26 protein-coding genes are annotated in these 22,934 nt (G+C 57.0%); 8 read left to right on the top strand and 18 right to left on the bottom strand.

What is annotated here, in order from left to right:
- The 4 genes from R5H23_RS09220 to R5H23_RS09235 all read left to right on the top strand — a co-directional run.
- Window positions 1–189, top strand: a 189-nt coding sequence (locus R5H23_RS09220; protein ID WP_317215210.1) for a hypothetical protein, incomplete at its 5' end; no start/stop codon positions are given.
- Between the two features lie 28 nt (window positions 190–217).
- The gene (locus tag R5H23_RS09225; protein ID WP_317215211.1) at window positions 218–1,162 is read left to right on the top strand and encodes a co-chaperone YbbN; all 945 of its coding nucleotides are present in this window, start codon (window positions 218–220) and stop codon (window positions 1,160–1,162) included.
- A gap of 4 nt (window positions 1,163–1,166) precedes the next feature.
- Complete coding sequence (locus R5H23_RS09230) at window positions 1,167–1,847, top strand: LON peptidase substrate-binding domain-containing protein (RefSeq protein WP_046900671.1); 681 nt, start codon at window positions 1,167–1,169, stop codon at window positions 1,845–1,847.
- Window positions 1,844–2,023, top strand: coding sequence for a Trm112 family protein (locus R5H23_RS09235; protein ID WP_046900670.1), 180 nt, complete (start codon window positions 1,844–1,846; stop codon window positions 2,021–2,023). The genes R5H23_RS09230 and R5H23_RS09235 overlap by 4 nt, the downstream gene beginning before the upstream one ends.
- A gap of 13 nt (window positions 2,024–2,036) precedes the next feature.
- On the opposite strand, the gene R5H23_RS09240 is transcribed toward R5H23_RS09235, so the two are convergent.
- Window positions 2,037–3,548, bottom strand: coding sequence for a globin-coupled sensor protein (locus R5H23_RS09240; RefSeq protein ID WP_317215212.1), 1,512 nt, complete (start codon window positions 3,546–3,548; stop codon window positions 2,037–2,039).
- A 118-nt stretch (window positions 3,549–3,666) separates the two neighbouring features.
- Entirely contained in the window at window positions 3,667–4,029 is a 363-nt protein-coding gene (locus R5H23_RS09245; protein WP_046900668.1) for a hypothetical protein, read from the bottom strand.
- 103 nt (window positions 4,030–4,132) lie between these two features.
- On the opposite strand from R5H23_RS09245, the gene R5H23_RS09250 reads away from it, so the two are divergent.
- Entirely contained in the window at window positions 4,133–4,795 is a 663-nt protein-coding gene (locus R5H23_RS09250) for a protein tyrosine phosphatase (protein WP_317215213.1), read from the top strand.
- 8 nt (window positions 4,796–4,803) lie between these two features.
- Here the strand turns inward: R5H23_RS09250 and R5H23_RS09255 are convergent, their stop codons facing one another.
- The 5 genes from R5H23_RS09255 to R5H23_RS09275 form a co-directional block, all read right to left on the bottom strand.
- Window positions 4,804–5,322, bottom strand: coding sequence for a helix-turn-helix transcriptional regulator (locus R5H23_RS09255; protein WP_317215214.1), 519 nt, complete (start codon window positions 5,320–5,322; stop codon window positions 4,804–4,806).
- A gap of 57 nt (window positions 5,323–5,379) precedes the next feature.
- Complete coding sequence (lnt, locus tag R5H23_RS09260; protein WP_249206638.1) at window positions 5,380–6,906, bottom strand: apolipoprotein N-acyltransferase; 1,527 nt, start codon at window positions 6,904–6,906, stop codon at window positions 5,380–5,382.
- Window positions 6,907–6,961: 55 nt separating this feature from the next.
- Entirely contained in the window at window positions 6,962–7,792 is an 831-nt protein-coding gene (locus tag R5H23_RS09265; protein WP_174694812.1) for a GNAT family N-acetyltransferase, read from the bottom strand.
- A 74-nt stretch (window positions 7,793–7,866) separates the two neighbouring features.
- Window positions 7,867–8,400, bottom strand: coding sequence for a Fur family transcriptional regulator (locus R5H23_RS09270; protein WP_052750032.1), 534 nt, complete (start codon window positions 8,398–8,400; stop codon window positions 7,867–7,869).
- 100 nt (window positions 8,401–8,500) lie between these two features.
- Window positions 8,501–8,908 (bottom strand): MucR family transcriptional regulator, encoded by a 408-nt coding sequence (locus tag R5H23_RS09275; protein ID WP_046900664.1) that lies wholly within the window; start codon window positions 8,906–8,908, stop codon window positions 8,501–8,503.
- 87 nt (window positions 8,909–8,995) lie between these two features.
- Between R5H23_RS09275 and R5H23_RS09280 the strand changes: the two genes are divergently transcribed.
- Window positions 8,996–9,238 (top strand): sulfurtransferase TusA family protein, encoded by a 243-nt coding sequence (locus tag R5H23_RS09280; protein WP_317215215.1) that lies wholly within the window; start codon window positions 8,996–8,998, stop codon window positions 9,236–9,238.
- Here R5H23_RS09280 and R5H23_RS09285 read toward each other — a convergent pair.
- The 6 genes from R5H23_RS09285 to R5H23_RS09310 form a co-directional block, all read right to left on the bottom strand.
- A complete protein-coding gene (locus R5H23_RS09285) occupies window positions 9,222–9,626 on the bottom strand; it encodes a GNAT family N-acetyltransferase (protein WP_317215216.1) in 405 nt (134 codons plus the stop codon). The genes R5H23_RS09280 and R5H23_RS09285 overlap by 17 nt on opposite strands.
- 38 nt (window positions 9,627–9,664) lie before the next feature.
- A complete protein-coding gene (tsaB, locus tag R5H23_RS09290) occupies window positions 9,665–10,291 on the bottom strand; it encodes a tRNA (adenosine(37)-N6)-threonylcarbamoyltransferase complex dimerization subunit type 1 TsaB (RefSeq protein ID WP_317215217.1) in 627 nt (208 codons plus the stop codon).
- A complete protein-coding gene (locus R5H23_RS09295; RefSeq protein ID WP_086633480.1) occupies window positions 10,282–10,920 on the bottom strand; it encodes a malonic semialdehyde reductase in 639 nt (212 codons plus the stop codon). The genes tsaB and R5H23_RS09295 overlap by 10 nt, the downstream gene beginning before the upstream one ends.
- A gap of 3 nt (window positions 10,921–10,923) precedes the next feature.
- Complete coding sequence (locus R5H23_RS09300) at window positions 10,924–11,487, bottom strand: NifU family protein (RefSeq protein ID WP_046900986.1); 564 nt, start codon at window positions 11,485–11,487, stop codon at window positions 10,924–10,926.
- Window positions 11,488–11,583: 96 nt separating this feature from the next.
- Entirely contained in the window at window positions 11,584–12,936 is a 1,353-nt protein-coding gene (locus tag R5H23_RS09305; RefSeq protein ID WP_046900660.1) for an ATP-binding protein, read from the bottom strand.
- 20 nt (window positions 12,937–12,956) lie between these two features.
- Window positions 12,957–13,721, bottom strand: a complete 765-nt coding sequence (locus tag R5H23_RS09310; protein WP_064274614.1) for a response regulator — start codon at window positions 13,719–13,721, stop codon at window positions 12,957–12,959.
- A 161-nt stretch (window positions 13,722–13,882) separates the two neighbouring features.
- Here R5H23_RS09310 and fbaA point away from each other — a divergent pair, with 161 nt between their 5' ends.
- On the top strand, window positions 13,883–14,956 hold the full coding sequence (gene fbaA / locus R5H23_RS09315) for a class II fructose-bisphosphate aldolase (protein ID WP_099211644.1): 1,074 nt from the start codon (window positions 13,883–13,885) through the stop codon (window positions 14,954–14,956).
- A 27-nt stretch (window positions 14,957–14,983) separates the two neighbouring features.
- Here fbaA and R5H23_RS09320 read toward each other — a convergent pair whose 3' ends face one another.
- Window positions 14,984–16,561 (bottom strand): efflux transporter outer membrane subunit, encoded by a 1,578-nt coding sequence (locus R5H23_RS09320; protein WP_317215219.1) that lies wholly within the window; start codon window positions 16,559–16,561, stop codon window positions 14,984–14,986.
- A gap of 98 nt (window positions 16,562–16,659) precedes the next feature.
- Here R5H23_RS09320 and R5H23_RS09325 point away from each other — a divergent pair, with 98 nt between their 5' ends.
- Window positions 16,660–17,328, top strand: coding sequence for a TetR/AcrR family transcriptional regulator (locus R5H23_RS09325; RefSeq protein ID WP_099211990.1), 669 nt, complete (start codon window positions 16,660–16,662; stop codon window positions 17,326–17,328).
- Here the strand turns inward: R5H23_RS09325 and R5H23_RS09330 are convergent.
- The 4 genes from R5H23_RS09330 to R5H23_RS09345 form a co-directional block, all read right to left on the bottom strand.
- The gene (locus tag R5H23_RS09330) at window positions 17,322–18,896 is read right to left on the bottom strand and encodes a DHA2 family efflux MFS transporter permease subunit (protein WP_099211640.1); all 1,575 of its coding nucleotides are present in this window, start codon (window positions 18,894–18,896) and stop codon (window positions 17,322–17,324) included. The two genes, R5H23_RS09325 and R5H23_RS09330, sit on opposite strands and share 7 nt — an antisense overlap.
- Window positions 18,893–19,990: an HlyD family secretion protein gene (locus tag R5H23_RS09335; RefSeq protein ID WP_046900655.1), complete on the bottom strand. Its 1,098-nt coding sequence runs from the start codon at window positions 19,988–19,990 to the stop codon at window positions 18,893–18,895. The genes R5H23_RS09330 and R5H23_RS09335 overlap by 4 nt, the downstream gene beginning before the upstream one ends.
- Window positions 19,991–20,236: 246 nt before the next feature.
- Window positions 20,237–21,679 (bottom strand): UdgX family uracil-DNA binding protein, encoded by a 1,443-nt coding sequence (locus R5H23_RS09340; protein ID WP_317215220.1) that lies wholly within the window; start codon window positions 21,677–21,679, stop codon window positions 20,237–20,239.
- Window positions 21,680–22,912, bottom strand: coding sequence for a putative DNA modification/repair radical SAM protein (locus R5H23_RS09345; RefSeq protein ID WP_317215221.1), 1,233 nt, complete (start codon window positions 22,910–22,912; stop codon window positions 21,680–21,682).
- Window positions 22,913–22,934 lie beyond the last annotated feature (22 nt).

Genomic DNA, 22,934 nt, shown 5'->3' on the forward strand with positions numbered 1-22,934 from the left:
GTTCCGTGGGCGGTGTTATTACTGAACTTTCAGGGACATGCAAGAGAGAAAATGGACCTCTCAGTCAATTTTTCAATCTGCACCGTTTCTTGTGAAGAAAGCGCCATGATCTTCTGGGAAGATGAAAAGCATTCCCGTGAAAGCGCCCTTGCACACAGAGCCATCAGGCCCGATCTTCAACGGAACTAGATTTTCCCAGCAGGATGGCTTCCATTCCATGAGCAGCACTTTTGACGAACATCTGATTGGCCAGTCCCCGTCTTCAGACAAGGCCGCATACATCGTCGAAGCAGATCAGACGACGTTCATGGCGGACGTGGTTGAGGCCAGCCAGCAGATCCCGGTTCTGGTGGATTTCTGGGCCCCGTGGTGCGGCCCCTGCAAACAGCTGACGCCCGTTCTGGAGAAGATCGTCCATGCTGCCAACGGACGCGTTCGTCTGGTCAAGGTCGATGTAGAGGCCAACAAGTCCCTCGCGGCTCAACTGGCTCAGATGGGGCTTCCGCTTCAGTCCATTCCCGTTGTTGTCGCGTTCTGGAAGGGCCAGGTTCTGGATCTCTTCCAGGGTGCACAGCCAGAAAGTGAAATTCGTCATTTTGTCGAATCGCTTTTGAAAGCTTCTGGCGGCACGATGCCCGCAGCAGATATTCTGGCAACAGCCAAAACAGCCCTGGCAGACAACCAAGCTGCAGAAGCTGTGGGCCTCTACGCGCAGGTTCTGGATGCAGAACCTGAAAGCCCTGAAGCATGGGGCGGGATGCTCCGCGCGCTCCTGGCCCTCGATGAACTAGACGGTGCAGAAGAAGCATCCAGCCAGGTCCCTGCCAAGCTTAATAACCATCCTGAGATTACGGGAGCACGTGCGGCACTCGCCCTCAAAATAGAAGGTGCAGCGGCAGTTTCCGAACTGGATACTCTCAGACAACAGGCCGCCGCCTCACCGACTGACTTTGATATCCAGCTCAAACTGGCTGGGGCACTCAATGCTGCGGGAAATCGCGCTGATGCTGCGGATGTTCTACTGGGTATTATCCGTCAGGACCGTGAATGGAACGACGGCGCTGCCAAAACCGAGTTGCTTCGTTTCTTCGAAGCGTGGGGCCATACGGACCCTGTAACGCTTGCTGCGCGTCGCAAGCTCTCTTCTCTCCTGTTCTCGTAAACCCATGACGAAAACGCCCGACACCTTCCTGGATCTAAATGATATCCCGCGCAGGGTTCCAGCTCTTGCGGACCTCACTCTTGCTGACATTCCACCGCGGGTCGGGCTTTTCCCACTTTCCGGGGCCATGATCCTGCCTGGCGGGCATCTTCCTCTGACGGTCTTTGAACCCCGCTATGTCGCCTTGCTGGAAGACGCGCTTGCGGGGCGTCGCCTCATCGGGATGATCCAGCCTCAGGAAGAGGACGAATCCGATCCTCTACCGGTGCTGCATAACATCGGGACACTGGGCAGAATTACCAGCTTTACGGAATATTCTGACGGCACGTTCTCCATCACGCTTCTGGGCATCACGCGCTTCAGATTGCTGATGGAAGGCTTGACGCAGCGCGGCTGGAGGGAAGGCACCATCGACGCCTCCCCTTTCTTCTCGGATCTGCTGGAAAGCGACCCCTCCCCGATCAATCGGGCACGCTTGTTAAGCCGTCTGAAAAGCTATCTGACAGCACATCAGCTCCAGACCGACTGGTCTTTGCTTGATGAACTGGATGATGACATGCTGCTCGTCATCCTGCCGATGCTTGTTCCGTTCAGCTCTGAGCAGAAACAGGCCCTTCTTGAGGCAAGCACGCTGGATGACCGCGCCGGGGTCTTGCTGGATCTTCTGGCAAAAGGCATGGAATGACCATGAATACTGAACTTGACCCTCGCCTCCTGTCTCTTCTGGTCTGCCCCCTCACCAAAGGGCCGCTCACCTATGACCGTGACACGCAGGAACTCATCAGCCCGCGCGCAAAGCTGGCATTCCCAATCCGGGACGGCATTCCCATCATGTTGCCGGAAGAAGCTCGTTCGCTCTGACCGAAGATTTTCTTCAGAGCTGATGCTGTGCTGGAAGATCGTTCTGAACCTTGAAGTTCATGACGATCTTCATCAGCTGAGCAGCATCTCCAACCAACTCCTGACTGGAGTTGCTCATCTGCCTCACGATCGCGGCGTTGGTTTTGGTCACAGCTTCAAGCTGTGTGGTGCTGGTGTTAATATCCATAATCCGCTGCGCCTGAGCTTCCGCACCTGAAGCAATCTGCCCCACTGCTTCTCCCAGGCGATTCACAGATGCACTGATGTTGCCGAGTGCCGCCCCTGTCTCATCGACCATCTTCACGCCACGCTCTACGTCTTCCATACTGCTGCTGATCAGCTCCTTGATCTCGCAAGCGGCAGTCTTGGATCTCTGGGAAAGTGCGCGTATTTCCTGAGCGACAACGGCAAAACCTCGCCCGGCATCCCCGGCATGCGCAGCCTCTACGCCTGCGTTTAAAGCCAGAAGATTTGTCTGGAAGGCAATTTCATCGATAACGCCAATAATCTGAACAATCCGCGTGGATGATTCCGAAATTTTGGCCATCGCTTCAACTGTCCGAGCAACAACTTCCGTACTTTGCCCTGTCTCCTGACAGCAGGCTTCAACCGTCTCATCTGCTTGTCGCGCCTCTTCCGCCACTTCCTTTACGGACGTTGTCAGTTGCGTGATGTTACGCGATACTGTCCCCAGTGCATCGACCTGCTCCGCGATACGACACGCGATGTCTTCGGACGAACTGCTGAGTGTTCGGGCGCGATGCTCCACCACGCCCGACGTAGAGCGTACGCCCTGCACAATTCGCCCCAGCCCACTACAGGCACGCTGAAAGGCTCCGCTCATCCGGGCTGCCTGACTGGCGAGTTCCGGGTCAATATCCTGTACAAGATCTCCCTCGGCCATGCGGTCCAGCGAATCTGCAAGAGCTTCTGAAAGTGCTGACAGACTTTCAGTGCGCTCCTTCTCGGCGCGCGAACGCTCCCGCCCATCCAGATTCGATGTGTATGTCTGAAGGCCAAGCTCCATATCCAGAAACGCGGCTTTCACCAAAACGCCTACCCGCGCAGCAACATCATGACTGGTTAGACCTGATGGGCGCTTACCGAACAGCTTGCCAAGAAATCCTTGTTTCTGTTTTGGCCACGCATCTTGAATAACGCCGGCGACAATACCTTCGACCAGTAGCCCATAACTGCCGATATACCACTGTGGGTCCAGGCCAATCCGGGCGTGAGTATTCCCGATCGCCCGTGTACTCTGGACATAGTCAGGGCCAAAATCGCCCTCAAGAATACGGCTCCAGTGCATTTCCTGCTGGGTGCGGGCTGAGTTCTGATGGGCAGAGCTTGAGAAAAAACGTGCAAGCGCTGGGGTCTCGTCCACACGGCGATAAAACCGGTCAAGCGCGGGAGGCAAAATCCGGCGGACTTGTTGGCCAATTCGCGTTATCAGGGCCTTCTCACTGGCTCCAATCCCCAAAAAGGTAAGGCGCTCTTTCATATCTGCCGCGACCTGCTCGGTCATTTCTGGTCTCCAAGACGTCAACTCGGCCCACTGGTGAGGACGCTTTCGCCCTACCACGCCAATAGTTACGCAATCATGAAGACCGGACCGTCAGACGGCCTGAACGGCCTCTCTGTCCTTAATTCCCGCTATTCTTCCCGTAAGACACTTCCGTATCCGGCACGGCAGGGCGCGGGGTGATATCGGCTGTATTGCCACCTACACCACTCGTCCCAAAGGTCATTCCTTCAGAGGACGGAGCGCTGCTTTCCCGGGGACGGTTTTCCTCGCTCATCCCCCCAGGCGGCATCGGCATGACGGGCGCATCGTCCGCATAAGACATGCCACTGGCATGAGGTCGGCGATGAGTAGCTCTATCCGGCGCAGCTCCTGGCGGGGGCAGAGCGGTCATATCCGCAGCCGGTCCGTCAAACATTGAACCAACACCACATCCCGTCAGGGACAGGCAGGACACCATCAGGGAAAGAGAAAGCCACCGCATAAGCTGACATTACCATTTCCTTGCGGTTGACGCATCCCCATCTCAAATGGGACACAGCGCTGCCTGAAGCTGCTTCATGCCCCACAGTCGAGGACGTTTTTTGATGTTTGAAGGCCGGATTACTTCTGCCGCCACGCTGCGACGGGCCTGGTGGGACAGTCTCTTTGTGGACCACTCCATCTTCCGCCTCGGCTGGACAAATCTTTCGGAAGTCGTTCCTGGCAAGGTATGGCGTTGCAACCACCCAACACCGTCACGTCTGCGCAGACTGACGAAGAAGCTTCAACTCAAGACGCTCGTAAACCTGCGCGGGCATCGTAAATGCGGGTCCGATGCCCTGTCCCGCAGCACGAGTGAAAAGCTGGGGCTGACGCATCTGGATATGGCATTTGAGAGCCGGGGCGCCCCCCACAAGGATCGCATCCTACGCTTTCATGCCATGTATCAGACTCTTCAGTTTCCAATGATGATGCACTGCAAGTCAGGCGCTGACCGCGCAGGACTGGCTTCGGGGCTGGTGGTGATGTTCGAGGGGGGAACGGCAACAGATGCTCTCAGGCAGTTGCACTGGCGCTTCGGCCATTTCAACCGGTCCCGCACGGGAATCCTGGATGCATTTTTCCTGCGTTACCGCGCTGAAGCCGAAGGGCGTCTTTCCTTCATGGACTGGCTTCAGACCGAATACGATGAAGACCGTTTGCGGGCCGATTTCAAAGCGGGCAAGATTTCGTCCTTCCTGAACGATAGCGTCCTGCGCCGCGAATAAGCCCTAGCTTATTCTTCTGCCGGGCCGAGGCTGCGGATAAGATCCAGCATTCGCTTGCGCACGGAAGGATCTGGAATGCGATAATAGGATCGCACCAGATCGACCGTTTCACGACGACTGAAAAGCGCGGCCTCATCGGCAGGCAGATCAAACAACCGAGGCGGTTGAACCGCTTTACGGGGTGGACCGCCAAAAGTGGCCTGCGTTTCTGCAAAACCCGTCGTGACCGAAGGCTGAATGGGGGCAGGTGCCGTTTTGGGCCCCGCATCCTGCATATCATCAAAGAAAAAACCGATCGGCACATCCAGAACACGCGCCAGATCATAGAGACGGCTTGCCCCTACGCGGTTGGCACCACGTTCATATTTCTGGATTTGCTGGAACGTCAGCCCCAGCGCCTCTCCAAGCTTTTCCTGCGAAAGCCCCATCAGCGTGCGCCGCAGCCGAATGCGGTTTCCGACATGCACATCGACCGGGCCAGCAGCCGAAGCACTCTTTGGCTCGGCCTTAACATGACCCGTAGACATGATGATCCTCCCTTGAGACCAAGAGAAGGTAAATAAAACAACTCTAGATTGTCAATATTAACCTTTTTGACGCATTACAACCCGTTCTCTCTTGCGGCGAACCGTTGGCCAGAACGAGAGCAAGACGCACAGTATCGACAGAGACAGGGGAATGGCGCGTCCATACCGGGAGAATATCGTTGGTGAGAGGGGTGACGGAATATCACTCACAATCACATCTGCCCGTCCCCACCCCAGACGAACCGTCTCACGGCCAACAGCATCATAAATCGCCGAAATGCCCGTGTTGTTCGCGAAGACAACCGGAAGACCTTCTTCCACTGCCCGCAGACGGCCCGTGGCAAGATGCTGGCGGGGGCCAGCACTGTTGCCGAACCAGGCATCATTGGAAATGGTGACCAACCAGTCAGGCCGATCATGCCGCGCAACGACAGAGCCCGAGAAAATGATCTCGTAGCAAACCATTGGGCCAACACGGCCAATATCAGGCAGATCCCATGTCTTGAGCCCCGGGCCTGGAGTCAAAACTCCTGGAAGCACGTTGAAGGGAATAATCCAGGGCTGGTACTCCCCGAATGGCACCAGGCGACTCTTGTCATAGATGGATGTGATCTTGCCATCCTGATCCACCAGTTCGAGGCTGTTGTACCAGTGGCCATTTTCCTCACGATCTGACCCGATCATTGCCGAAGCGCCACCGGCTGCATGGGCGATGACCTGTCGCGCCAGTTCATCCTCGTCAAGAAGCCCCGGAAAGCCGGATTCTGGCCAGATGACAACCACAGGCCGGTCATCGCCCATCAATCTGGCCTTCTGCGTGCCCTGAGCCGTCAGGCGGAGATAGCGTCGAAAATTTTCGACGCTTTGCTGGCGGTTGATGATTTCATTTTCTGAGACGTTCCCCTGAACCAGGACCGCACGCGGATTACTGATCGGCAAAGGAGCCACTGTGGCAAGCCGCCAGTAGCCGCCACCGAGCCACAGCACGCTGCACACGATCACGCTTAAAACAGCCACACGCCCACGAAAAAGCGCCAGAGATGCCAGGACCAGTGCAAGGGTCAGACCATCGACCCCGAGAATGGACGCGGGCTGGATCAGTGCATTGCCGATCGAACCCGGCAATTCCAGATCGCTGCCAAGCGGGTTCCAGGGGAAGCCTGAAAAAATCAGGACACGCGCCATATCAACGACTGTCCAGCTGCCGGCGAACATCAGAATACGCCGCCACCCAGCTGGCACAAGACGACAAAGAACCGCGGGAACAGCCATCAACGGGGCAATAATGAGCGCAACACCCGGAGCCGCGAACGGGATGACCCACCAGAACTGATGGATGCGCGTCAGAATGGCATTGGTCAGCCAGTACAGGCCTGCCGTGTGAAATCCCATTCCAAACAGGAAGCCGCAAAGAGCAGCCTGCTTCCAGGATGCCGCATCCTCAGAGGCGCGATAGAGGACCAGCAGCCCGATAGGGAGCACAAAAAGCGCACAGACAGGCGGAAGAGACAGGGCAGAAAACGCCCCTGCCAGCACCATCAGGCCGGCAAGTCGCCAGCCACGCACAGGGAGCGTCGAAATCATGAAGATGATTATCCGTTAGAAACAACGGTCGGGCCACAGAGGCCCGAGCCGGAAATCAGTCCAGAGCGTCCCGAAGGCGGCGCTCGTAATGGCGGTAATATTTATCCGCCAGAAGCTCACTCTTTACCAGAACGGCTACGTCCGTCGTGTTGAACTGCTCGTCCACAACAGCGCCGTCTCCAACATATCCCCCAAGGCGGAGATACCCTTTGATGAGAGGCGGCAGCTTGTTCAGGCAGGCCCGGTAATCAAGCGTGTGCGGGTCCGTACGCAGCATTTCCACATAACGATCTGGGAGCGCCCGAATTCTAAGAGCCGGAGGAGCCAGATGATTATGATGCAGATAGGTCAGTTGATCGGAGAGCGCATCAGGATCTGTGCCCGGAAGGCTTCCGCAACCGAACAGCACGTCGATCCGGTGGAGAAAGATGTAGGATGCAATGCCACGCCAAAGCAGCTGCATTGCAGAACGTCCACGATGTTCGCGAGCCACACAGGACCGGCCAACCTCAAGCAAACGTCCTGGAAATTCCGTCAGGGTCGAAATATCGTATTCGGAAGCCGTATAAAAACGGCCAATCTTCTCGGCAGCATCGGAACGTAGAAGGCGATAGGTTCCGACAACGCCTTCTGCACCAGAAGAAATGCTGTGGTCGATGACGAGTAGATGGTCGGCAACCTCGTCAAACTCATCCACATCCCGCTTTGTGCGGAATGCGCGTTCATCCGGGTGCGCGCCAAGTTCTTCAAAAAACACACGATACCGCAGGGCCTGAGCCGCATCCCGCTCAGCCTCGGTAACAGCGATGCGAACACCCAGAGAACCACCCCGAAGCTCCTGGAAACCACCGTCACGGTTCAGAGCCAGCGTGGAGAGGGTCTCCATCTGCTTGAGTGTTTCTTCACTACTGATGAGCGAATGGGCTGTCGGTGGGGTTTTTTCCTCGGCCGAATTGGTGCTCATGATCCGCTCTTGTTCCTGTTCTTGGCAACAGTCTGCTTCGGAGTTTCTTTTTCAAGACGATGACCGAAGAGTTCTATGCGGTGTGAGACGAGATCGAATCCGAGACGTTTTGCAATCTGCGTAAGCAGACGGACAGGTTCGTCATCTTCAAATTCGATGACACGGCCGCTGTCTACATCAATCAGATGATAGTGATGGCCACTGTCGCTGGCCTCATACCGGGCACGCCCACCGCCGAAATCACGGCGTTCGAGAATCCCTTTTTCTTCCAGAAGACGCACGGTCCGATAAACCGTAGCAACGGAAATACGGCTGTCTATGGCGGATGCGCGCCGATAAAGCTCTTCTACGTCCGGATGGTCGCTGGCTTCAGACAGAACATGGGCAATGACCCGGCGCTGTCCTGTCATCTTCAAACCATTTTCCACGCAGAGGCGTGCAATGGGAGAATCATCGACAACGACGGAACCTTCTGGCTTCCGACCTTGCGTGCGAGCGCGTCTGTCCGCGATTTTCATATCTACGACCATATCAGCGGCCTAGCCGAAAACCGGACCATTTGTCCAATCAGAGATGCAAATAAAAGAACCGGCTTCCTGCGGATGAAGATCAGGAAGCCGGGAAACATCCTCAGTCTTCGCGACGACGGCCGAGGCCGATCTTGCGTGCCAGGGAGGAACGATGGCTTGCGTAGTTCGGAGCAACCATCGGGTATTCCGGCGGCAGACCCCAACGCTCACGGTATTCCTGCGGCGTCATGTTGTAGGCTGTCTTGAGGTGACGACGAAGCAGCTTCAGCTTCTTCCCGTCTTCGAGACAGATGATGTAGTCAGGGAATACTGATTTGCGGGGCGGAACTGCTGGCACCGGCTTCTCAGCGGGAACCTCTTCCTGCACATCAACCGTTGCAAGCGAATCATGTACCGCACGAATAAGACCCGGCAGCGCGTCGGCTCCGATGTCATGGCTGGATACGTAGGCGGTAACGATCTGGGCGGTCAGATGGCGCAGATCGAGGTCTGCAGTCTCATGCGGCATAGTGTAATAGTCCTTCATCCGGAAACGACGAATTCTCTAACAGTAGAAGCTCATTACCATCAAGCAAAAACAAGGAAAAACCAGAATATGACAAAATATGAAACATTTCTTCTTGATGTAAGCAGCAAGAGTTGTCCGATGACGACTGTATATGTCCGCGCGCGCCTCGACATCATGACTTCTGGTCAAAAAATAAAAGTGATCGTTAAAGGCGATGAACCCAGAAAAAATGTAACCGCATCGGTACTAGCACTTGGGCATAAAATAATAGAAAATTTACCACATCAGGAAGAGACTGATCTTTACTGCCTACTCATTCTGAAGGCGTAGAGACCAGAACCAGAGCATCGCTTCCATCACGATAATAGCGACGTCGATGGCCGGCCTTTATGAAACCGCACCGATCATAAAGTTTTTTTGCTGCATTGTTACTTATTGATACTTCCAGAAATATTTTTCCTTTTGGAAGTATTTGCTCAACCAGAGATTTTCCCAGACCAAGACGCCGGAATGACGGTCGAACAGCCAATGTCAGGACCTCTGTTTCATCCATGACGGTTCTGGTCAGGATAAAGCCCGCAGGCTCATTTGCTTTAAGAACAACCAGAGCTTCTGTGCCGGGAAGACCAAGAAGAGATGTGAAGGAGTCCGCATCCCACACTTCTCCTCCCGCAAACGCTTCTTCATGAAGCGCCGCCAGTAACGGAGCGCTTTCCACGCCCGTGACTTGAAATATTAAATCCGGAAGAGACGGTGTCATTGAGGGAGAGGGCGAAGTCCGGCAGCGGGCGGTTTGGCTTCGGGCGGGTCAACATACAGAGGCATCAGTGGCCCCGAAGCCTGCGTCTCCGCGGCCCGGACAATACCGAGAGCATCCGGAGCGACACAGGCCACAACACGACAAGGCCACGTCTCACGCTCAGACACTGCGTCGCCGGCAATAACCTCACATGCAGACGCGTCGAGATCGTCAGCAGAAACTGCGAAAACTTCGCCCATCGGCGGATCCACAAAATACCGACCGCGCCTGGCAACACTGATGCAGGTTACATCAGGCTGACCAAGTGTAGCCCGAATGGCAGCGCCCAGAGTGACACCAATTGTCGGGCACCCCCATCCTGCGGCCAGACCTGCGGCCAGAGAGAGTGATGCTCTTAAGCCGGTGAAAGACCCTGGGCCGATTACAGCAACAACCCTGTCAGGCGAGCCAGACCAACCACCAGCTTCGAGAACAGTCCGTAGTGCCGGAGCAAAGTGCTCGGAAGCACCCCTCCCCGCCAAATGCTGTTCAGCAATGATACGACCGTCTTCGACGAGCGCTACAAGATTGGTCGATCCCGTTCCGGCACCTGCGCCGTTAAAAACAACGGTCCTCACAGACACAGACACGCCTCGCCGAAGTCGAGACGTGGCGCACGGGGTTCGGCATGGTCAGGATGAGGCTCATTTTCAGCAGGGTAACCAAGTCCCACCAGAAAATTCGCCCGCCAGCCCGAAGCGGTCAGCAGCGCATCTTCCACCATGAACGCATCGAACCCGGACATCGGCATGGCTGCCAGTCCTAGCATCCGTGCCGCCAGAATAAGATAACCGCCTTCCAGCGTACCGTTCCGGAAAGCAGTCTCTTCCGAAAGCCCGACATCTGCCGCAAACCAGTCCCGCAGGCCTTCATCTGCGCCCAGACGAGGCAAAGCCTCGAAAAACAGGGGATCATGGCAGACGACAGCCAGAACCGGTGCCGCCATGGCCCGAGCGACATTTCCCGGTGAAAGGGCCGGGCGCAGGCGTTCTTTAGCGTCCTGCGTCGTCAGAAACACAAACCGTCCCGGAGAGCAGTTGCCCGACGTGGGGCCAAGCTTCACCAGATCGTAAAGGTGGCGCAAAACATCTTCCCCGACCGGACGCGGTGAAAACGCCCGCGGTGTTCGGGCCTGCGTGAAAAGCACTTCGGCTCCCGGCACGGGACCGGAAGCCAGATCGTCAGTCACGGGAAGAGACGTCTGGCCATCCATGGATCAGTCCTCGACCTGCTCGACGGACTGCACTTCCGGCACATAATGACGAAGCATATTTTCCACACCATGCTTCAGCGTCGCGCGGGAAGACGGGCAACCGGAGCAGGCGCCCTGCATCGTGAGGTAAACAATCCCGTCCCGATAACCACGGAACGCGATGTCACCACCATCTCCGGCAACAGCGGGACGAACACGTGTATCCAGCAGATCGCGGATACGCGTCACGACATCCGCGTCTTCCGGCGCAACATCATATTTCAGCGCTTCGTCATCACCAGCCAGAACAGGCTTTCCGCTTTCGAAAAACGTCGTCAGAGCGCTGAGGACAACAGGCTTGAGATCGCCCCAGCTGACGTCCTGCGCTTTGGTGATGGACACAAAGTCACTTCCCAGAAAGACGCGCTTGACGTCCGGCAGGGCAAAGAGGGCTTCAGCAAGCTCGGAGCGGCCTTCGGCAGCAGAAGCTTCGCCAAAATCAACCGTGCGCGTGTCATTCGTGACCGGTCGACCCGGAAGGAACTTCAGCGTGGCGGGATTCGGAGTATCTTCGGTTTCAATGAACATCGTCATCATGTCCTCAATGGCCAGTCCGCACCTGACATGTGCCACTTCAGCCGCTGGCGCAAGGGTCTGGACCAACGTAGTCCCACTTCTTCCCCCTCAGCTCTGAGGACGGGCACCGATCGAAGGCTTGCGCGCTGGCGGCAACACAATCGTCGCACACAGACCTCCATAGCCCTTTTCAGCGTCTCCCCGCCCAAGCTTGAGATAGCCCCCTTCCCGGGCAATCTCGCGGGTTACGATGGCCAGGCCGAGCCCAATCCCACCTGTCTGCCGAGAGCGAGATCCTTCGAGCCGATAGAATGGCGCCAGAACCCGCTCGTATTCGCTCTCCGGAATGCCAGGGCCGTTGTCCTGAATGGAAATTTCTATGGCGCCGTCTTCCTGAACCCTCAGCGTTGCGAGGGCGTTTCCCCCGTAGTTCAGGGCGTTTTCAATCAGGTTGGACAGAACGCGTTTGATAGCCAAAGGGCGGACATGAACCAGAGCACGGTCCGGTCCCTCATACCGCGCATCCTTGCCATGATCCGCATGGTCATCAACCAGAGTCGCAAGGGTGGCGACAATATTGATGGTGCGAGGTTTTTCCGGATCATCTGCGCCTGCGAGATAGGCAAGAATACCGTTGACCATCCCCTCCATCTCATCGAGGTCCGACTCGATGGCGGCCTGCGCTTCCCCATCATTGAGAAAACCGCACCGGAGTCTCAAACGCGTCAGAGGCGTGCGGAGATCGTGTGAAACGGCAGCAAGAGCCTGAGTTCGGTCGTTAATCAGGCTCTGGATACGGCGCTGCATGGCATTGATGGCCCGTGCAACCCCTCGAACTTCACGCGGGCCACGCTCTGCCAGCGGAACCCAGGTTTCATTCGAGCCGATCTTGTCTGCCACAGAAGCCAGAGCCCGCAGGGGCATGCTCAGTCCGCGAATCAGCATGGTTGCAGCGATCGCAACAGCACCTGCCGCAATCGCTGCGGAAGCTAGTCCCCGCGTAAAATGGTGGTGCCCCAGAAGACCGGGAACACGGAAATGAATGTATGTGCCATCAGGAAGGCGCTCGGACCCGAGCACATCCGGTGTGCCTGTTCCCAGTGTGTAAAGATCGAGTTGGGCCTGCGCGAGGATGGGATCATCCTTGATCAAGCGTGCCGTGAGATCCCTCAGAACAGTAGGGCGATATCCCGGCAGATGCGGCAGGGCCGTTGAGGGCTGCCAGGCAACACTCAGTTCACTGCCTGACAGCATGACTGCCAGGAAGGAGCGCTGCGTCACAGGCGCAGCAGCGAGAACCCTCAGATCTGTACTGAGGGCCTCTCCAAGCTGCGCAATGCGCACATCATCCACAATGTAGGTTTCAGCCTCACCGTAAAAAACGGCGTTGGCCAGAAAGACCAGCGTGACCGCTACGGTCAGGACGACGCAAACGCGACCGACCAGCCCCAGCGGCCACAGCAGGATCCGATTCTGAATATTCAGACCCGTTCAACCTCGGCCACGAAAATATATCCCAGCCCACGGACTGTACGAATCAGCTGGTCCGCATCGGAACCAAGCTTGCGACGCAGGCGGCTGACCAGAACATCGATGCTGCGGTCAGACACATCGCCCAAACGGGTCCGTGACAGTTCCAGCAGACGATCACGCGCAATAACGCGCTGCGGGTTATCGAGGAAGCTGGTCAGAAGGTCGTGTTCTGCGCCTGAGATATCGACAGTCGCCCCACTCGGGTCTGTCAGTTCACGACGGCGCAGGTCCAGCATCCAGCCTGCGAATTGCAGTCTTTCACGCCGCACCTTCTCCGGTGCCGCACTTGGGCTGCCACGACGGAGCACTGCCCGAACACGGGCCAGAAGCTCGCGCTGCCCGAAAGGCTTCGGCACATAGTCGTCCGCACCGGATTCGAGGCCGGTCACACGGTCGCGTTCTTCACCACGGGCAGACACCATGATGATGGGAACCTGCGAGGGGGGCGTTTCGTCAACATGACTGGCCCCCTGGCCATTGCGCAGGGCACGGCACAGCTCAATGCCGTTCGTGCCTGGCAACATGATGTCAAGGATGATGAGATCAACCGGAGCCACTTCAAGAGCGGCCCACATCTCATCTCCACTTGCCACACCACGGGCGCGGAAACCGCCGCCCTGTAATGCGCGCAGAATGAGGGTCCGCATTCCTGCGTCATCTTCGACAACAAGGATACGGGCGGGAAGATCGGGATCGGAAAGATTTGGCACCATACTTTTCCATAATCGCAGCAGGGCAGATACCACAAGCAACAAATCTGGGCTGAAACTGTTCCCTTATCTTTAGCGCTCATGACGGAAAACATTTTCTAGCTTACAATACACGAAACGCAGGAACAGCCTATCTCGGTTCCTGCACTCGACCGGAGTCTCCCATGACAAGCGTTTCTCCCGGCGTCGTAACGGGCGCCGACTACCAAACTCTTCTTCAGGCGTGCAGGGACGGCGGATACGCCCTTCCAGCCATCAATGTCGTTGGCACCAACAGCGTCAACGCCGTTCTGGAAGCGGCCGCAGCCAACGGCTCGGACGTGATCATCCAAGTTTCAAACGGTGGCGCACGCTTCTTCGCAGGCGAGGGTCTTCCGGATGCCCATCGCGCCCGTGTTCTTGGCGCAGCATCGATGGCTCATCATGTCCATCTGCTGGCCAAGGAGTATGGAATCGCCGTCATCCTTCACACGGATCATGCTGATCGCAAGCTTATTCCCTGGCTGGAAGACCTGATTTCCCTAAGTGAAGCAGAGTTCAAAAACACAGGCCGTCCGCTTTTTTCATCCCACATGCTCGACCTCTCGGCCGAAACACTGGATGACAACCTGGCTCTTTCCGAGAAACTTCTGACACGCCTCGCCCCGCTGGGCATGGGTCTGGAAATCGAGCTTGGCGTTACGGGCGGTGAAGAAGATGGCGTCGGCCATGATCTGGAAGAAGGTGCGGACAATGCGCATCTGTATACCCAGCCGGAAGACGTGCTGAGAGCCTGGGAACTGCTCTCGCCTATTGGCATGGTCTCCATCGCCGCGTCTTTCGGCAACGTTCATGGCGTCTACAAGCCAGGCAACGTCAAACTTCGACCAGAAATCCTGAAAAATTCTCAGGACGCCGTACAGAAAGCCACAGGAAGCGGGCCGAAGCCCCTCCCGCTGGTCTTCCATGGTGGATCAGGGTCAAGCCTGGAAGAAATCCGGGATGCCGTGTCCTACGGGACCTTCAAGATGAACCTGGATACGGACATCCAGTTCGCATTTGCGCATGGCGTCGGCTCCTATGTGAGCACGCATCCGGTCGCTTTCCAGCACCAGATTGATCCCGCCACGGACAAACCCATGAAGTCCTTCTACGACCCACGCAAATGGCTGCGTGCGGGTGAGAAGTCTATCGTGGAGCGGATGAGCGAGGCTTTTGAAATCCTCGGCTCCAAAGGTCAGTCCATCGCTCGGAGCTGAAACAGTTCCGAGCGATAGCGCCGGGTCTCAGGGACCCGGCGTTGCCGAGGCAAGCTTCGTCTTGGTCACGTCCTGCGCTGCGGGGACAACCTCTTCCCAGCCTCCGCCAAGCGCATTGTAGAGACGCGCCAGATTGGTTGCGACAGTCGCATCGCTGTCAGCAAGACTCATTTCAGCGGATTGCAGCTGACCCTGCGCGTTCAGCACGTTCAGGTAGTTCGTCAGGCCACTGCGATACTGGCTCTGGGCCAACTGGAGCGCCTTGCGGTTGTCGTTCACAGCCCGCTCAAGCCCCTGATGACGGAGCTGCTCATCCCGGTAAGCAATCAGCGCATTATCGACATCATGCCACGCCTGAATGACCGTCTGCTGATAGGAAATTGCCGCAGCTTTCTGGGCATATTTCTTCAGCTCAAGCTGGCCGCGCAGACGTCCTCCCTGAAAAATCGGCAAGGAAATGGACGGGCCAACGTTCCACGCCCGCGCATTCCAGAATCCGAGATCACGGAATGACAGGGTCTGGAATCCGAAGTCTGCATTGATGGTAATCTTCGGATAGAAATCGGCCGTGGCTTCACCCACTTCTGCGACAGAGGCACGCAGTTTGGCTTCAGCTTCCCGGATATCCGGACGGCGATGCGCCAGTTCAGACGGCAACCCGACAGGAACGACCGGTGGCACCACAGGGATGCCTGCGTCCTTGTTCAGTTCGGGATTCAGGCTACCTGGAGGCGCACCGAGGAGCAGCGCAAGTGCATTTTCTTCCTGCGCCACACCCTGCTGAAGCTGAGCAGCCTGCGCTTCGGTGTCATGTTGCCGGGCCTGCGCGGAATCGACATCCACTTCCGTGACCAGACCACTGCGATAGCGGCTCTGGGAAATATCCACGATCTGCTTCAACGTTCCGAGATTGTCCTGAAGAACTTTCAGGCGCTTCTGGTCCCCGCGGAGCGTCATGTATCCACGCGCCATATCGGCCTGCTGGGCAATCAGGACCGAGCGGCGCTCTTCGTCCGTTGCCTGAAGGTCTGCTTTGGCAGCATCGTACTGGTGGGCCACGCGTCCCCAGAGATCGATTTCGTAGCTGGCATCAATGGATGTCTTCCACTGGTTCAACAGAGGTATCGTGGCGCCGCTGGCTGCACCACTGAGAATGCTACTGCCCTGATCTCCCAAAAGCCCGTTGTCGGACTTGGCAATATTACCGCCCACACGATTGATGATTTCCTGCATCTGCTTCGTGCTGAACTGACTCCGCGTGTAGGAGCCAGAAGCACTCAATCCAGGAAAGCGCTCAGCGCCTGCCATCATGAGCTGCGCGCGGCTTTGTGCCAGATTGGCCGTTGCCAGACGGAAGGACAGGTTCTGCTGAACCAGGCGGTCTTCCAGGGAAACCAGCTCCGGATCATTGAAGACCGTCCACCATTTGCTGGCAGCTTCAGCTTCGCTCGTCACACTGTCAGGGGCACCTGCCATGTGATCGGCATAGTGCGCCGGAGACCAGGGATGAGGCTCATGATATTCCGGTCCGACCCGCAGGCAGCCGGAAAGAGCAACAAGGGCGCAGCCAGACAGCAGCGCGCGGGATAGAAAGGCTGCGCTCACAAAGAAACTCCTGAAACGGAAATGATCTTGCGGTGACCGACCAGTTCGGTCAGCATGTTGGAGATGGTATTTTTTCCGGAAAAGGACCTTGCCCACTCATGACCAGCACGCCGACTGACCGCCCCGAGAGTATGCCTGACGAGGCCAGCGCATCTCTGTGCCAGATGCGCGCCAAGCGCGAGCAGATTCTGCAGGGAGCGGAAAAGGTCTTTCTCGCAAGCGGTTATGAAGGTGCATCCATGTCGCAGATTGCGCGGGAGGCCGGTGTTTCGAAGGGCACGCTTTACAATCATTTCGATGGTAAGGCGTCGCTCTTCTCCGCGTTCTTCGAAGAACGCAGCAAAACCAAACTGGCGGCTATTGAGGCCATTTCCCGAGAGGATGGGCCGGACGTTCATACGAGTCTGCGCCGCCTGACGGAAACTGCCATCAAAATGATGCTCCACTCGACGTCCATGGACCTGTATCGCATCATCGTTGGCGAAGCGGGGAAATTCCCGAACCTTGCTGACGCCTTCTGGCGCTACGGTTTTGGGCGCACCCTGAACAACCTCTCCGACTGGCTGCGTCGCCGCAGGGATGCGGGTGAGCTCCAGATCGAAGACCCGGATTTCGCTGCCGAACAGCTTATGATCCTGTGCCAGGCCCGTATCGTGCATCGCCGCCGGCTCATGCTGCCCGTCGATGACAGCCCGGAAGCCATCAGCCGACTGGCCAACATTACGGCCGATTCCTTCATGAAGATCTACGGCCCGCATCATCAGTGACCTCCCGCCGGCTTCGTCTTCTTCGTGCTGTTCGGTGACAGCAGGAAGCAGAGCGGGACCACGAACATCGCGATAACGCCAATCCAGCGAAACACCTCGTTGTAGGCCAGCATCGAGATCTGGGACGTGAAGTCCATGAACAGACGATGGATCGCAAACGTATGCGCGGCCGCAGGCGTCAGGCCATGCGCTTCACCAACGGTCTGCGCATGATTGATATAGTTGGTGAACTCCTGCCGCCCCGGCGTCATGTTATCGGTCACGTAGTTCTGGTGCCGTTGGCGCGTTTCAATGATGGCTGCCGTGGCCAGGGAAATGGCCATCGAGCCCACATAGTTTCGCGCCATACTGAACAGGGCTGATGCGTCGGAATTCAGCTCACGTGGCAGCGTCGAATACGCAATCGTGGAAATCGGCACAAAGAGGAATGCGAGCGAAGCAGTCTGGGTGATGCGGTAAAAGACCAGATGCTTGAAATCGATTCCGGCATACAGGTTGGCAGCCTGGAACATCGCCATGCCCATGAAGAAGAAGCCAAATGCGATCAGATACCGCAACTGGATGACCTTCATCAGACGCCCGACGAACGGGATGAGAATGATGATGGCCACACCACCTGGTGCCAGAAGAAGGCCAGACGTCGTTGCCGTATAACCCAGAACCTGCTGCGCAAACTGCGGAACGATGATGGCGGACGAGTAAAGGGTCGCCCCCACCATGGAGATCAGGAACATGCCGGTTGCGAAGTTGCGGTCCTTCAAAACCGTCAACTTCACCAGCGGGTCCTTGGCATAGCAGAGCCAGACGATCGCACCGAGCACACCGATCACGCCCAGAACAGCCATGGTGATGATGAAGTTCGAGCCGAACCAGTCATCATCTTCACCACGGTCGACCATGACCTCAAGACAGCCCAGCCCCAGCGTAATGAGACTGATGCCGATCACATCCACCTTCTCACGCTTCTTCCGCTCCCATGGCGGATCCTCAACGAAAGCCGTTACGGCCATGACCGTCAGGATACCAAAGGGAACGTTGACGAAGAAAATCCAGCGCCAGGAGAAGTTGTCCGTCAGATAGCCACCCAGCATCGGACCGAGAACCGGGCCAACGATGGTCGCAATCGCGGTCATGCCAAAGGCGGCACCACGTTTTTCGGGCGGGAAGGTATCAAGGATGATGGACTGCTGACTGGGTTGCAGGCCACCACCGAAGAAGCCCTGCATCAGTCGGAAGACCACCAGCATGGGCAGCGATGTCGCCAGACCGCACAGGAAGGACGAGACGGTGAACATCGCAATACAGATGAGGAAGTAGCGCTTACGCCCGAACAGGCGTGAGAGCCAGCCGGAAATCGTCAGAACGATACCGTTTGCCACCAGATAGGACGTCAGCGCCCAGGTGGCATCGTCATAGGAACTGCCGAGCGATCCCGCGATATGCGGTAGCGCCACGTTGACGATGGTGGTGTCCAGCACCTCCATGAAGGCCGCCAGCGTGACCGTAATGGCCACAACCCACGGATTATGACTGGGTTTCCAGTCCTGATGCCCGGCAGTATCGCTCATTTCACGTAGACCGTAGGAACGACGGAAAGACCAAGAGCGAGTGGCAGCTGCGGATCAAGACCGCTGTCGATCAGGATCTTCACCGGAATACGCTGCACCGTTTTCACGAAGTTGCCTGTCGCATTTTCTGGCGGGAAGGTGCTGAAGGATTCACCCGAGCCAAGCTGAATGGAATCCACGTGGCCCTGCAGCTTAAGCTGTGGGTACGCGTCAACTTCGATGTCCACTTTCTGACCCGGACGCATGTGGGTCAGCTGTGTTTCCTTGTAGTTGGCCACAACCCAGACTTCTGGCTGGACGATCGTGAACATCTGCTGGCCGGTCTGGACGAAGTTGCCACGCTCGACACTACGCTGGGACACCCAACCATCATGGGGGGCGCGAACCTGCGTCCATTCCATGTTGAGCTCAGCCTGTTCCAGGGATGCCTGGGCAGACTTCAGATTGGCTTCTTCCTGCGAGACGCGGGCATCCGCATTCGCGACATTGGCCTTTACCGGCTCAGCCTGCGTCAACTGACCCTGCGCCTGCATGACACGGGCTCTGGCTTCTTCAAGAGCTGCACGAGCGTAGTCAATGTCCTGCTGGGACGTTGCGGCACGTGAAACACTGCGCTGGCGCTTGTAATCTGCTTCAGCCTTCGTCAGCTGAGCCTGAGCGGCAGAAAGACTGCCCTGAGCCGTTACGAGCTGCCCCGGGAAGTTCTTGTGCGCCACTTCAACCATCAGCTGATAGGCCTGCATGTTGGCCTGTGCCTGCTGGATTGACGCCTGTGCCTTGTGAAGGGATGCCGCGTAGTCGCGGTCATCAATGGTCAGCAGAAGATCACCGCGATGCACATACTGGTTATCGTTCACCAGCAGCTGCGTCACATACCCGTTCACGTGCGGCGCAATGGCGATCTTGCGACCGGCCGTATAGGCGTCGTCCGTCTCGATGTTATTGCGGGTCAGGAAGAGGTATGAACCAATCCCTACCAGCACCAGAACAACCAGACAGATCAAGAGCACCCGTACAAGGGGATTGCGCTTTTTCTGCGGTTTTCCGGACGCTCCGGACTGCTGTTCGGCCTGCGCTTGGTCGCCCTGCGCCATATCGTCTCTCTCGCTTTAAACGGGTCTGTCCGAAGTGACCGGCTGAATGAAATGGCCTCATGAAAAGGCCGATTGACCGATCGGTTCGGTCATCCATGACATATTGTATGGCCGTCTTCAAGCCGGAAAAAACTGATGCGTTTCCTTTCAGGCCGGGAAGATTTTTCCTTGCGCGCGCTCATCCGTGAGACGAAATTTTCTTATCCTGAAAGGGTCTCCACGCAACGCCTGAGCAGAATGTTACCCTTAAAGGGCGGTCTGCATCTTTCTCAGACCTTCAATCAGGCGCTGACGTTCCTGCTCGGCCTGCTCGGTTGGTCCCAGACGCAGAATCCATGATGGATGAGCGAGGCTCAGATGACGGTGTCCGCCTTGCGCGTCCTCACGCATCAGCCCCCGAAAGTCTTTCAATTGAGCCGTAGGCCCCGCAACTGCGCGCAATGCTGTCGCCCCAAGCGTCACGACAAGCTGCGGCCGAACCAAGGCTATTTCCTGCCGCAGCCAGGGCTGACACGCCTGAACATGCTCAGCGCCAGGCGTCTGGTGAATGCGCCGTCTGCCACGCGTGGTGAACCGGAAATGCTTTACAGCATTCGTCATGTAGAGGGCCTGGGGTTCAACGCCCGCCTCCGCCATACACTCCTTTAAAAGAGAGCCTGCAGGACCGACAAAAGGACGCCCAGCCAGATCTTCCTGATCGCCCGGCTGCTCACCGACCAGCATGATTTTTGCCGTCTCAGGCCCCTCCCCAAGGACCGCCTGCGTCGCATGACAGTGAAGCGAGCAGGCCTGACAAGTGCGAATTTGCTGTTTCAGATCTGCCCAACTGCCTGCTGTTGGCACTGCAGCCGGAGCGGCTTTCTGGCGAATCTGCAGAGCCTGATGAAATTTAGGCGCGGGAAGAGCCTCCTGCGCTGCCATTTCAGCCACGCGTTTTTCCGCCTGAGCCACCAGATGGGGAATCAGGTTCGCCTCTGGCAGGTTATGCCAGTAACGCTGCGGCATTTCATTGCGCATCGCTTTCGTCCGGACACGGGCAGGATTGAAAGTCGAGGCGTAATAGGTCTGCCAGAGCTGATCCACGTCATCATCAAGCACCTGCTTTTCACAGGGCTCGAAAGAGCAATGTACCGTCTCGCCATCCCATCGCAGAGAGCCGCGCGGCGTCAGGATCATCCAGTCCATATCTGCGAAACGGCCCGCGAAAAAAGAAGAGACTTTTTCCAGCACATGATGGTCCGGCTCAAACCAGGAAAGAAAACGCCGCCGACCCGTCTCAGACGTTCCCTGCTCCCGGAAGCGCACAAAAGCCGTCATTTTATGGGCCGCCCGGCGCACCTGATGCACCATGCGACGCGCCTGCGCCACATCCTGATCTGTCACCACCGACAACAGGTTCGGATCACTCTGAAGACGCCAGAGCAGCCGGTAAGCTAATGCGAACCGATCGGCGCTGGAGTGGCAGAGAACATCTTTCAAAAGGGGCAGGCTCGATGCTTTGAGGCGAACATCCCGCACGACTTCACCCTCAAACGTCTGATTTTCAGCCGCGTGAAAAAGATCCAGATCGGCCTCAGGATAGCGCCAGAGGATCTGGTCTGGAGGAATGTCACGCTGAAGCGCCATTCTGGCCTTTTCGCGCCAGCCTTCAAACGCGCTGGTATCCGCGAGCCTGACGGTCACCGGCATTTACAGAAGCCGCATCTGCTGTGGAGCCGGCAGAAAAAGAGTGCGCAAATCCTGACGATCCGTCAGACGTGCGGGACTCCATCCGGATGCTTTGACGAACGGCCGCACCTTTTTGATGGACACGTTCAGCCGCGCCAGATCTTCCAGACGGATTGTCGTGTGCTTTCGCGCAGACAGCAGCGCGGCAACGGTCCGAACCCCAAGCCCGGGAACCCTTAGCAGCATTTCTTTGGAGGCCAGATTCAGGTCCACAGGAAACTGCGCGCGGTTATCCAAAGCCCAGGCCAGCTTGGGATCAATCTCCAGATCCAGCATTCCATGGGGCCGTGATGCTGTCAGTTCGCCAAAATCAAAACCATAGAACCGGAACAGCCAGTCCGCCTGATACAGCCGGTGCTCCCGCTGTAACGGTGGGCTACGCACAGGCAGGATCGCTGAAGCATCCGGAATGGGGCTGAAGGCTGAATAGTAAACGCGACGAAGGCCGTAAGACCCGTAAAGGCCTGAGCTACTGGCCAGAACATCCTGATCCGTCGCGGCATCTGCCCCGATGATCATTTGTGTGCTTTGGCCGCCCGGTGAAAAGCGCCCTGCCCGTCTGCCCGTATGTGTCTTCTCTTTGGCCGCATCAATCTTGAGACGCATGTCCCCCATCGCGCGACGGATATTTCCGGCATCCTTCTCCGGCGCGTAATCCTTCAGGCCCGTTTCTGTTGGCATCTCGACGTTGATCGATAAGCGATCCGCATAAAGCCCAGCTTCCTCCAGCAATTTGGGAGACGCATCCGGAATTGTCTTGAGATGGATATATCCGCGGAAACCATGCTTGAGCCGCAGGTCCCGCGCGACCTGTACAAGCTGCTCCATCGTATGATCGGAGGACCGGATAATCCCCGACGACAGGAAAAGCCCCTCAATGCAGTTCCGACGGTAGAACTCCAGCGTCAGCCAGATCACTTCATCAGGCGTGAACTTCGCCCGCTCAACATTCGAGGACGAGCGGTTGATACAATAGGCACAGTCATAAACGCAGAAATTGGTCAGCAGGATCTTGAGCAGCGAGATGCAACGCCCATCCGGCGTATAGGCATGACAGATGCCATTCCCGGTCGTGGAACCCAGACCGCCCGTTTTGGCTGAGTCGCGGCGCGTCGATCCACTGGATGCGCAGGACGCATCATACTTTGCCGCATCGGACAGAATCGCAAGACGTTCAGACAGAGATTTCTTCATGCATTGTTCTTATTTCGTTCCT

The organism is Gluconobacter sp. GP1, from assembly GCF_032913585.1.
Taxonomy (GTDB): domain Bacteria; phylum Pseudomonadota; class Alphaproteobacteria; order Acetobacterales; family Acetobacteraceae; genus Gluconobacter; species Gluconobacter cerinus.